This window comes from uncultured Rothia sp., from assembly GCF_916049665.1.
Taxonomy (GTDB): Bacteria; Actinomycetota; Actinomycetes; order Actinomycetales; family Micrococcaceae; genus Rothia.
Map to the genome: position 1 here is coordinate 1 of NZ_CAJZIE010000112.1, position 3,373 is coordinate 3,373.

The 3,373-nt window shown below is 63.3% G+C and carries 4 protein-coding genes; 2 read left to right on the plus strand and 2 right to left on the minus strand.

Annotated features, from left to right (window positions below; genetic code table 11):
- The first annotated feature begins 128 nt into the window (after positions 1–128).
- Both QZ540_RS08285 and QZ540_RS08290 read left to right on the plus strand, forming a co-directional pair.
- Positions 129–1,109 (plus strand): DnaJ domain-containing protein, encoded by a 981-nt coding sequence (locus QZ540_RS08285; RefSeq protein WP_294629135.1) that lies wholly within the window; start codon positions 129–131, stop codon positions 1,107–1,109.
- Positions 1,110–1,112: 3 nt separating this feature from the next.
- Positions 1,113–1,619: a heat shock protein transcriptional repressor HspR gene (locus QZ540_RS08290; RefSeq protein ID WP_294629137.1), complete on the plus strand. Its 507-nt coding sequence runs from the start codon at positions 1,113–1,115 to the stop codon at positions 1,617–1,619.
- Positions 1,620–1,854: 235 nt separating this feature from the next.
- Here QZ540_RS08290 and trmB read toward each other — a convergent pair whose 3' ends face one another.
- On the minus strand, positions 1,855–2,661 hold the full coding sequence (trmB, locus tag QZ540_RS08295; protein ID WP_294629139.1) for a tRNA (guanosine(46)-N7)-methyltransferase TrmB: 807 nt from the start codon (positions 2,659–2,661) through the stop codon (positions 1,855–1,857).
- A gap of 209 nt (positions 2,662–2,870) precedes the next feature.
- Positions 2,871–3,269, minus strand: coding sequence for a hypothetical protein (locus tag QZ540_RS08300; RefSeq protein ID WP_070600570.1), 399 nt, complete (start codon positions 3,267–3,269; stop codon positions 2,871–2,873).
- Positions 3,270–3,373 lie beyond the last annotated feature (104 nt).

The following is a 3,373-nucleotide window of genomic DNA, read 5'->3' on the forward strand; positions in this document are numbered from 1 at the left end:
GCCCCTTCCAAAATTGAGTCAAGTAGACTAAACTTTTATATAGAGCATTAAGACAAGAACGTGGTGCCCTGCTAGCCGTCCCGTAACCGAGGAGGGCGGCGCATCACCGCGAGAGGAGAAACAAACATATGGCAAGCGAAAACTGGATAACTGACGACTTCTACAAGGCACTGGGGGTCAGCGAAGACGCAAGCGAAAACGACATCAAGAAGGCGTACCGCAAGCTCTCCCGCAAGTACCACCCGGACCTGAACCCCGGCGACGCCGCAGCAGAGAAGAAGTTCAAGGAAATCTCGGAAGCATACGACGTGCTTTCCGACAAGAAGCAGCGCGAAGAGTACGACCAGATCCGCCGCTACGGTGCCGCAGGTATGGGCGCGGGCGGCTTCGGCGGCGGCTACACCGGCTACCCCGGCGCGGACGCATTCGGCGGCTTCAGCAACGGCGGCGCAGGCATCAACATTGACGACCTGCTCGGCGGCCTCTTCGGCGGCGGTGCGGGCGGCCCCCGACGCTCCGCAGGCTTCACCAGTGCAGACTTCGGCGGCATGGGAGGCGGCGGCTTCGGCGGAGCACAGCACGCAGCCCCCGAAGAAAGCACCACCAGCACCCGTATCAGCCTCGCCCAGGCATACACCGGCGCAACCGTGACCGTGTTCCTGCCGGACGGCTCCCACACCGAGGCGCGCATCCCCGCCGGCATCAAGGACGGTCAGAAGGTGCGCCTGCGCGGCAAGGGCCTGCACGGCGCCGACCTGAAGGTCACCGTGCGCGTCTCCGACGACTCCGTGTACTCCCGCGAAGGCAACAACCTGATTATGCGTGCGCCCGTCACCCTCGCCGAGGCTGTCGACGGCGCCGTCATCGAGGTGCCCCTGCCGGACGCATCCACCGTGAAGCTGCGCCTGGCACCCGGCCAGGTCGGCCGCCGACTGCGCGCCAAGGGCCGCGGCTTTAAGGCAAAGGGCGGCGACGGCGACCTGATGGTCATCCCCGAAATCGTTCTGCCCACCGAGCTGAGCGCAGAGGCGCAGGAAGCATTCGATAAATTCGTGAAGCTGGCACCCCAGGAGAACCCCCGTAAGGATCTGTTGAAGAAGGCGAAGTAAACCATGGCATCTCGAGAATCATCATCCAAGTCTCGTAGCGGCAAGCCGCTGCACAGCGTGGACCTGCCGGTTTTCGTGATTTCTGTAGCGGCTGAGCTGGCGGGCATGCACCCGCAGACCCTGCGCCAGTACGACCGCATCGGCCTGGTTCAGCCTTCGCGTGCGCCCGGCAAGGCGCGCCGCTATTCCCAGCGTGACGTGAACCGTCTGCAGCAGATTCAGCAGCTCTCGCAGGAGGGTGTCTCCCTGGAGGGTATTCGCCGCATTATTGAGCTGGAGTCCCTTGTGGAGGAGCAGCAGGAGCAGATTGCGGCGCTGCAGCGTCAGGTTGAGGACGCGAAGGTGAAGCTGGGCCTGACGGAGCGTGTGTTCGCAGCCGGTACCAGTGGCGACGTGGTGCATATTGCCCGCGGTACCCGCCCGGCGGCGCGTCAGCGTTCCTCGGCGGTGGTGCTGTACCGTCAGCGTCACCAGGCAGCTACGGCGGATGACGCGAAGTCGCCGCGCTAAACCGGCAAAGCCCGCTACACTTGGATAAACAGCGCGGCTGTTCTAGCTCGCTTCTAGCTCATTTGAGCTGGTCAGCCGCCTATATAGACTTGTGCGTCTTAGTGCCATACGAAGCGAGGGAGGGTAGACCCCCGCCCCGCATGCACTTGGGCCCACACACAAGGAGGTGAGGCTCCCCGAACGACCGGGGAGCCTCACCTCCTTAACGTATATTCGCGTACTAACGCTGCCCCGCTTACTTGCGGCGGTAGGTCAGGTCGTGCGCGCGGCGGCCCGCCTCCTGAGCCTTACGCTCAAAACTGGTGAGGGTACGGCCCTCCCAACGCGGAGCCCAACCACCCTGCGGATCCTCCTCGGTCGCACCGGCGCCGGGGTTCACGTTCTCAAAGTCGGGGTGAGCCTCCAGAACATCACGCATGACCAGGGCGTACTCCTCCCAGTCGGTTGCCAGGCGCCAAATGCCGCCGGGCTTGAGCACGCGCGCAACCTTGTCAGCGAACGCCGGGGATACCAGGCGGCGCTTGTGGTGGCGGGACTTGTGCCAGGGGTCCGGGAAGAACACCCACAGCTCATCCACGGAGTTCTCCTCGAGCATGTTGTCGAGTAGCTCGGGTGCGTTCGCCTGAGCCACACGCACGTTCTCCACGCCGGCGTTGCCCATCTTCAGCAGCAGGTCCGCAATGCCGGGGGTGTACACCTCAACGGCGAGGAAGTTCGCCTCGGGCACCTCAGCTGCGCGGTGCACAATCGCCTCGCCCAGACCGGAACCGATCTCGACGACCTGGTACGCCTCGCGGCCGTAAATCTTGACCGGGTCGAAGGTCGCCTCGGGCGCGACGGAGGTGTCGGTGCGCAGGCGCGGAATGTCCAGCACGTGGGTGGGGGAGTAGGTATCCCACGCCTTCTGGCGGCGTGCGGTGAGGCGGTCGCCGCGGCGGACGAAGGAGTAGGGCTGGCGGAAGAATTCCTCGGGAACCGGCTTCTTGGCCTTTTCTTCGGTGGATTCGGGTGCCTGGCTAGGCTGCGTGTTCTCAGTAGACATACCTAAAAGAATAGCGCAGGGCCGCCACACCGTGTGGTTTCGCGGCTTGCGCGGACGGGTGATACTGGGCTGGTCGGGTGTGGTTAGGTGGTGTGCGCCAGCCTGGGCGGCATAGAAATTCAGCGGGCATACAAAAGTGCGGCGGGAACAAAGATTGTTCCCACCGCACTAAAGAGAGGTTGCTTGAGGAGTGAGCTAAGAGGAGGGTCCTACTTCTTGGAGCCCAGCAGTGCCAGACCCGCGCCGAGCATCACGATGTTGTTTGCGAGCTGCTGGCCGTCCTGGGTGGGGCGGAAGTACTTGTCGTGCATGTCCGGGTTGCGGAAGTACATGGTCATCAGGTTTGCCGCGAATGCGGTCAGGCCTGCACCCGCCAGGCGTGCGGGGATGAAGGGGGTCAGCAGGGTTGCGCCGAGTGCGGTCTCTGCACCGGAGATGAGCTTGCCGAAGGTTGCTGCGTCCAGCTTGGAGACTGCGGGAACGCCGGTTGCCGCCATCTGCTGCAGGAAGGCGTAGGTGCCCTCGTCTGCCTTGAGCTTCTTGACGCCTGCGTCGAGGATGAGTGCGCCGGCGGTGATGCGGAGTGCTGCGTTGGAGAACTTGCCCATTGTTGTGTCCTTCTGTTCTGTGGTTGGTCGGTTAGGTTTTCGTTTGAACGGTTTCTACTAGATCGGAAGAGCGTCGTGTAGGGAAAGAGTGTTCAGAGCCGTGT